Origin of the sequence: Brevundimonas sp., assembly GCF_044239655.1 — a bacterium.
Taxonomy (GTDB): domain Bacteria; phylum Pseudomonadota; class Alphaproteobacteria; order Caulobacterales; family Caulobacteraceae; genus Brevundimonas.
Genome location: NZ_JBIIAY010000143.1, coordinates 1 through 7,018, shown reverse-complemented (window position 1 = coordinate 7,018; position 7,018 = coordinate 1). Strand labels below are relative to the sequence as shown.

Genomic DNA, 7,018 nt, shown 5'->3' with positions numbered 1-7,018 from the left:
CCTGCGCGAGTGGTGACGCCCGCCAAACCCTTGCAGGCCCTGAAAAACTCCGAGACCGGACAATACGGAGGCCGTGCCGTGCCACGCCACTGGACGCCGCATCGACGCGCGTGGCATTAAGACTTGCCGGATCGCCCTGCAGCGGGCATCGGCGGCCGCCTCCCTCTCAGCTGATTCAGCGAGCCCGATGAGTTCTTCCAGCCCAGCGGTCGCACCCGATCTCGTCGTGGTGCGTGATGTCTCGAAGACCTATGGCGCGCGCAAGGCGCTGGATGGCGTGTCCGTGCGCGTCGCGGCCGGAGAGATGGTCGCCCTGATCGGGCCGTCGGGATCGGGCAAGTCCACCCTGTTGCGCTCGATCACCGGCCTTCATCCGATCGACGGCGGTGCGGGGACGATCCAGGTCTTCGGGGAGACTGTGCAGAAGGACGGTCGCCTGACCGGCCAGATCCGCGCCGCCCGCGCCCGCCTGGGCATGATCTTCCAGCAGTTCAATCTGGTCGGCCGCCTGAGCCTGTTCTCCAACGTCATGCTGGGGGCGCTGGGGCGTATTCCGACGGCCCAGGGGTTGTTCGGCCTGTGGCCCGCCGCCGACAAGGCCAAGGCCATGGCCGCCCTGCACCGGGTCGGGGTCTCCGACTACGCCGCGCAGCGCGCCAACACCCTGTCGGGCGGCCAGCAGCAGCGCGGCGCCATCGCCCGCGCCATTGTCCAGGGTGCCCAGGCGATCCTGGCCGACGAACCGGTCGCCTCGCTGGATCCCGTCTCGGCGCGCAAGGTCATGGAGATCCTGGTCGAGCTGAACCGGCGCGACGGCCTGGGCGTCATCGTCACCCTGCACCAGGTCGATTACGCGATCCGCTATTGCGAGCGGGTCATCGCCCTGAAGGCCGGCAAGATCGTCTATGATGGCCCGGCCACCGGCCTGGACACCAGGACCCTCATCGACATCTATGGTCCCGAGTTCGAGGACGCGTTCTGGGAAGCCAAGGCATGAGCCGTACACTCATCTCCCGCCGCCTGCTGGGTCTGGCCGGTGCCGCCGTCGTCGCCCTGGGGCTGTCGTCATGCGGCGGCGGTGACGAGAAGGCCGGCGGCGCTCCGACCGAGATCACCTTCTCCATCCTTTCGGCCGAGGGGCAGGCCTCGGCGGGACCACTGTGGCAGCCCTTGCTGGACGACATGAGCAAGGAGACGGGCGTCACCGTCAAACCCTTCTTCGGCTCCAACTATACCGTTCTGGTCGAGGCCATGCGCGGCGGCCAGACCCAGGTCGGCTGGTTCTCGGCCAAGCCGGCGCTGGAAGCCGTCGATCGCGCCGACGCCGAGGTCATCGCCCGCACGGTCAACAAGGAGGGGCTCGATTCCTATCGCTCGACCCTGATCGTGCGCAAGGATTCAGGCATCACCCTGGACCAGGTCCTTGCCTGCGGGAAACGGTTCGATTTCGGTATCGGCGATGCCCAGTCCACCTCGGGAACCCTGGCCCCCATGGCCTTCCTGTTCAATCCGCGCGGCATCAATCCCTCGGCGTGCTTCAAGACCGTGCGCTCTGCGAACCATCAGGCCAACGCCTTCGGGGTCGCCAACGGCATGCTGAACGTCGCAACCTCGAACACCGTCAACACGGTCTTCATGACCCGACAGAATCCGGCCCTGGCCGCCCAGATCCACGAGATATGGCAATCGCCGCCGATCCCTGAATCGGGCATCGTCGTGTCCGACGAACTCGATCCGGTGCTCAAGGAAAAGATCCGCGCCTTCTTCCTGGGCTACGGCCAAGGACAGGGCGTCGAGGCTGACCGCCAGCGCCAGGTCCTGGCCGGTCTGGAATACTCTCAGTTCCGCGCCGCCGACGACGGCTATCTCGATCCGATCCGCGTCATGGTCGCCGACCAGAAGCTGGCCGAGGCCAGGGCCAAGGGCGACGCCGCCGCCGTAAGCGCCGCCGAGGCCGAGCTTCAGACCCTGCGCGCCCGCGCCGAGGTCCAGCCTTGACCGCGACGCCCGTGACATCGACCCCGATTCCCAACCCGCCCACCAAGTCGTTGGGGGCCTGGGCGCTCGACATCCTGATCTGGGGCGGGGTGGCCGTCATCCTGATCTACAGCATCAAGGCCGTCGAACTGGGCAATCTGCCGCGCCTGCTCGAGAACAGCGACAACACCGCGCGGTTCGCCAGCGATCTGATCAAGCCCGATTTCGCCGACTGGCGCATCTATGTCGCCAAGATGTGGGAGACGGTCCAGATCGCGCTGTGGGGCACCTTCCTCGCCGTCTTCGCGGCCATTCCGCTGGGGCTGGCGGCCGCCCGCAACATCGCGCCCGTCTGGGTGGTGACGCCGGTGCGGTGGGTCATGAACCTGCTGCGCTCGATCCCCGATCTGGTCATCGGTCTGCTGTTTGTAGTGGCCGTGGGCCTGGGGCCGCTGCCTGGCGTCCTGGCCATCGCCCTGAACACCGCCGGCGTCCTGGCCAAGCTGTTCTCCGAAGCGGTAGAGTCGATCGACAAGGGCCCGGTCGAGGGGGTGCGCGCGACGGGCGCCTCGCCGCTGAACGAAATCGTCTGGGGCGTCATTCCCCAAGTCGCGCCCCTGTGGACTTCGTTCGCCCTGTACCGCTTTGAGTCCAACAGCCGCTCGGCGACCGTACTGGGCCTGATCGGGGCGGGCGGTATCGGCCAGGTCCTGATCGACGGCATGAACTCCTATGCCTTCACCAAGGTGTCGGCCATGGTCATCATCATCGTCATCGCCGTGACCCTGATCGACATGCTGTCCCAGGCGATGCGCAAGCGGCTGCTCTGACTCTCACATCGGTGAAAGCGTCACAAAGCTGATCTAAAGCCTCGCGGATGCTTCACGGAACCGGCTCCATGACCCGAACCCTCCCGACCGTCCTCGCGGTCGCCGGCCTTGCCCTGCTCGCCGCCTGCGACAGCGGGTCGGGTCAGAGGTCGGGCATCTGGGCGGCGGGGTCGTCGACGGTCTTTCCGTTCGCCACCCGCGTCGCCGAGAATTTCGCGCGCAACAATCCGGGCAATGCCAGCCCCCGCGTCGAATCGCTTGGCACCGGTGGCGGTATCCAGGCCTTCTGCCAGGGCGTCGGCCCAACGACCCCGGACATCGCCAACGCCTCGCGTCCGATGAAGAAGTCCGAGTTCGAGCTGTGCCAGAAGAACGGCGTGACCGAGATCGTCGAGCTCAAGATCGGCTATGACGGCATCGTCGTGGCCACGGCCCGCAACGGCAACAGCTTCAATTTCGAGCTGAACGATCTGTACGAGGGCCTGGCCCAGACCGTGCCCGACAAGAACGGCCAGTTCGTCACCAATCCGAAGCGGACATGGCGCGACGTCAATCCCGGCCTGCCGGAACAGCGGATCCAGGTCTATGGCCCGCCCCCGACCTCGGGCACCCGCGACGCCTTCCTGGAACTGGGCATGGCGGCGGGCGGCAAGCTGGTTCCGGCCACCAACGCCCTGGCCAAGGACAGCAAGCGGTTCGAGAGCCTGACCCACACCATCCGCGAGGACGGTGCCTGGGTCGATTCCGGCGAGAACGACAACGCCATCGTCCAGACCCTGACCCGGACTCCCGGTTCTCTGGGCGTGTTCGGGTTTTCCTTCCTCGAACAGAACCTCGACACGGTGAAGGCCGAGACCATCGACGGCGTCATGCCCAGCGTGGACACCATCGCCGACGGCTCCTACCCCCTGGCCCGCAGCCTCTACATCTATGTGAAGAAGGCCCACGTCGGGGTGATTCCGGGGCTGCAGCTCTATGTCGCCGAACTGATGAGCGACGCCTCGGCCGGGCGTGGCGGCTATATGCAGGACCGGGGTCTGGTCCCTCTGCCCGCGCCAGAACTGGCCGAGCAACGCGCCATCGCCATGGCCCTGACGCCGATGTCCGCACCGGCGAAATAGGGCGTCAGGCGGCTTCCCGGGCCTGGGTGGCGGTCGCATCCCGCCGCGCCAGGGCGGTCTCGATCCCGGCCAGAAGGGCCTCGACCTGGATCGGCTTGGCCACGAAATCATCCATCCCGGCCTGCTTGTAGTCGTCGAGCTGGTGGGTCATGACATTGGCGGTCAGGGCGATGATCGGCACATGGGGGCGGCCTTCGGCGCGTTCCTGGGCCCGTATGGCGCGCGCCGCGGTCGGACCGTCCATGACAGGCATCTGAACATCCATCAGGATGAGGTCCCAGGGGCCATCCACCGCGCCGTCCCGCCAGGCCTGAACCGCCTGTTCGCCGTCCTCGACGATATGGGGAACGATGCCGACCTGGCCGAGCAACAGGCTCAGCACCTGCCGGTTCACCGGATGATCTTCGGCCGCCAGGACGCGCAGGGCCCGGCCCGGGTCTGACGGCGTGTCGTGCTCGGCCATGACGGCCGGGGCCGCTTGGGGGCGACGCTGGGCATCGATGCGGATCAACGGAACGTCGAAGGTGAAACGCAGGCCGTGCGGGACCACATGATCGGCGATGATCGACCCGCCCATCAGCAGGGCCAGTTCGCGGCAGATCGACAGGCCCAGACCGGTGCCTCCGTACTTCCGCGTCGTGGACGCATCGGCCTGAACGAATTTGGCGAACAGCTGCTGCATCTGGGCCGGGGTCACGCCCGGGCCTGTATCCTCGACCACCAGACGCAGTCGCCCCGCCACGACACCGGCCGTCATCAACACCCGCCCTGTCTCCGTGAACTTGACCGCATTCGAGATCAGGTTGGACAGGACCTGACGCAGTCGGGTGGGGTCTCCGCTCCAGACGCCGGCCGCCGCGGGCTCGACCCGGACCTCGAAATCCAGGCCCTTGGCTTCGGCAATGACCCGGAACGTCTCCTGCGCCTGGGCGATCAAGGTCTCGAGATCGAACGGCGAAAGCTCAAGCTCCACCTTGCCCGCCTCGATCTTGGCCAGGTCCAGCACATCGTTCAGGATCGTCAGCAGCGCCTGGCCCGACTGTTTCACGACATCCAGACGCTCACGCTGATCGACGGACAGTTCGTCCGCGCTCATGGCCTGGGCCATTCCAAGCACACCGTTCAGGGGTGTGCGGATTTCGTGGCTCATGGTCGCCAGAAAGTCGCTCTTGGCCCGGTTGGCGTCTTCCGCCTGGGCCTGAGCCTTTTCCAGGGCCGAAAAGGTTCGGGCGAAATGCCCCCAGGCCGCGACACAGGCCATCACCATCAGCGCCGTGGCGACCAGCAATTGCAGCGCGAACAGCGGATCGTGATGGATCAGGATCGCCGCGATCGGCAGCAACATCGCGTAGACGGCATGGGGACCGACCGCGGCCCACATCATCAGCCGGGATCCGGGGCTGATGAGCACGGCGCTCAGGATCGCGCCACCGGACAGCAGGCCCGCACAGATCAGCGCCGGCACCGTTCCGGAGAAGATCTCGACGGCGGCGAACATCCCGTAGACGATGTTGCAGATCAGGACGAGCGCCAGGCAGGCTATGGAATAGTGATCGCCGAGACGCCGGGCCACCGGGCCATCCGGCTGGAAACGCTGTTCGATGACCGTCAGCGCCATATAGGTCAGCATCCAGCCGATGGCGAAGGCTGCTCCGGTCAGTGGAAAATAGACGAGGCCGATCACGACAGCGATGCCGATACGCAGCTTCCACTGCCTTGAGCGGTTGACCATCGCCAAGGCGATGTGCCGCTTCTGTTCAGGCGTCATCTGTTGTCTCCCACACGGACAACAGCAGATTGCGGTTCAGAAAACGTAAATTTTCAAGTGGATGCGGTCGGTAGCGCCTACGCCGCCGCGCGCCGCCGTACCCGCGCGATCCGCCTCAACCGCCGCCAGAACCGGCCGCGCAGAGGCTCGGGATAGGGCTCCAGGTTCTCGACGAACTGTTCGGCCGAGGCGCGCCAGCTGAACTTCTCGGCATAGGCGCGCACCGCGCCCCGATCGCATTCCAGGGCCTTCAGACAGGCGACCTTCAGGTCCTCGTCGATGGCACCGGCGTTCGATCCGGGGATGATGTCGATGGGCCCGTGCGCCGGATAGGCTGCCACCGGCGTCCCCGTGCCCATGGCCTCCAGGATCACCAGGCCGAAGGTATCGGTCCAGGACGGAAAGACGAAGACGTCGGCGTCGCGGAAGCACCGCGCCAGTTCTTCGCCGAACCGGGCCCCCAGGAATTTGGCCTCAGGGTACCGTGCCTCCAGGTCCGCCCGCGCCGGGCCGTCGCCGACCACGATCTTGGTCCCCGGCAGGTCGGTTTCGAGGAAGGCCTCGATGTTCTTCTCGACGGCCACCCGCCCGACATTGAGGAAGAAGGGCCGGGGCCAGTCGCCTCCGCCCAGCTGGTCATAGATCCGCTCGAGGTCCGGGTTGAACTGTTCGGTGTCCACGCCCCGCGTCCACGGCGAGACGTTCCTGAACCCGTGCGCCACCAGCTCGTCGCGCAGCGTCGGCGTCGCCACCATCAGCCGCCCCGACGGCTTGTGGAACCACTTCATATAGGCATAGCCGACCTGGACCGGGATCGGGAAACGGGCCGAGACGTACTCGGGGAATTTGGTGTGGTAGCTGGTCGTGAACGGCAGTTTCCACTCCACGCAGATACGCCGCATGGCGATGCCGATCGGGCCTTCGGTCGCGATATGGACCGCCTCGGGCTCGAAGGCGCGCAGCCGTTCGCGGATCTCTTCTTCCGCGCCCAGGGCCAGCCGGATCTCGGGATAGGTGGGGCAGGGTATGGTCTTGAACTGGCTGGGTTCGATGACCTCGACCTCATGACCCATCGCGCGGCATTCGGCCACGGTGCGGGTCAGGGTGCGGACGACGCCATTGACCTGGGGCTCCCAGGCGTCGGTGGCCAGTACGATGCGCATGAGGGCCGGGAGGCTCCGCCGTTATCCAGCCGGAAGCTTTAGCGGGTCCGTGCGACGATGGCGAGACGGATCGCAGCCCTTTCCCGAGCCGCGTCGAAAGGAGTAGAGAGCCGCGATGAACCCACATGTCGCCCCCGCCGTCGCCCTGTCTCAAGACTG

Annotated in this window: 6 protein-coding genes; 4 read left to right on the top strand and 2 right to left on the bottom strand. The window is 66.4% G+C overall.

Annotated elements, in window-relative coordinates:
• Positions 1-187: 187 nt before the first annotated feature.
• The 4 genes from phnC (at position 188) to ACILQR_RS14735 (ending at position 3,928) form a co-directional block, all read left to right on the top strand.
• Positions 188-997, top strand: coding sequence for a phosphonate ABC transporter ATP-binding protein (phnC, locus tag ACILQR_RS14750; protein WP_395652144.1), 810 nt, complete (start codon positions 188-190; stop codon positions 995-997).
• Positions 994-1,998, top strand: a complete 1,005-nt coding sequence (phnD, locus tag ACILQR_RS14745) for a phosphate/phosphite/phosphonate ABC transporter substrate-binding protein (protein WP_395652143.1) — start codon at positions 994-996, stop codon at positions 1,996-1,998. Before phnC ends, phnD begins: the two co-directional genes overlap by 4 nt.
• Entirely contained in the window at positions 1,995-2,807 is an 813-nt protein-coding gene (gene phnE / locus ACILQR_RS14740; protein ID WP_395652142.1) for a phosphonate ABC transporter, permease protein PhnE, read from the top strand. Before phnD ends, phnE begins: the two co-directional genes overlap by 4 nt.
• Before the next feature lie 68 nt (positions 2,808-2,875).
• Complete coding sequence (locus ACILQR_RS14735; RefSeq protein WP_395652141.1) at positions 2,876-3,928, top strand: substrate-binding domain-containing protein; 1,053 nt, start codon at positions 2,876-2,878, stop codon at positions 3,926-3,928.
• Between the two features lie 4 nt (positions 3,929-3,932).
• Here the strand turns inward: ACILQR_RS14735 and ACILQR_RS14730 are convergent, their stop codons facing one another.
• Together ACILQR_RS14730 and ACILQR_RS14725 are read right to left on the bottom strand one after the other, a co-directional pair.
• Positions 3,933-5,696, bottom strand: a complete 1,764-nt coding sequence (locus ACILQR_RS14730) for an ATP-binding protein (RefSeq protein ID WP_395652140.1) — start codon at positions 5,694-5,696, stop codon at positions 3,933-3,935.
• 77 nt (positions 5,697-5,773) lie between these two features.
• Positions 5,774-6,859 carry a glycosyltransferase family 4 protein gene (locus tag ACILQR_RS14725; RefSeq protein WP_395652139.1) on the bottom strand — a complete coding sequence of 362 codons (1,086 nt, stop codon included), beginning with the start codon at positions 6,857-6,859 and terminating at the stop codon, positions 5,774-5,776.
• Positions 6,860-7,018: the final 159 nt, after the last annotated feature.

What these genes read in the sequence shown, in the direction of transcription:
- phnC (WP_395652144.1), top strand. Translation starts at nt 188, where the DNA reads ATGAGTTCTTCCAGCCCAGCGGTCGCACCCGATCTCGTCGTGGTGCGT.
- phnD (WP_395652143.1), top strand. Translation starts at nt 994, where the DNA reads ATGAGCCGTACACTCATCTCCCGCCGCCTGCTGGGTCTGGCCGGTGCC.
- ACILQR_RS14735 (WP_395652141.1), top strand. Translation starts at nt 2,876, where the DNA reads ATGACCCGAACCCTCCCGACCGTCCTCGCGGTCGCCGGCCTTGCCCTG.
- ACILQR_RS14730 (WP_395652140.1), bottom strand. Translation starts at nt 5,696, where the DNA reads ATGACGCCTGAACAGAAGCGGCACATCGCCTTGGCGATGGTCAACCGC.
- ACILQR_RS14725 (WP_395652139.1), bottom strand. Translation starts at nt 6,859, where the DNA reads ATGCGCATCGTACTGGCCACCGACGCCTGGGAGCCCCAGGTCAATGGC.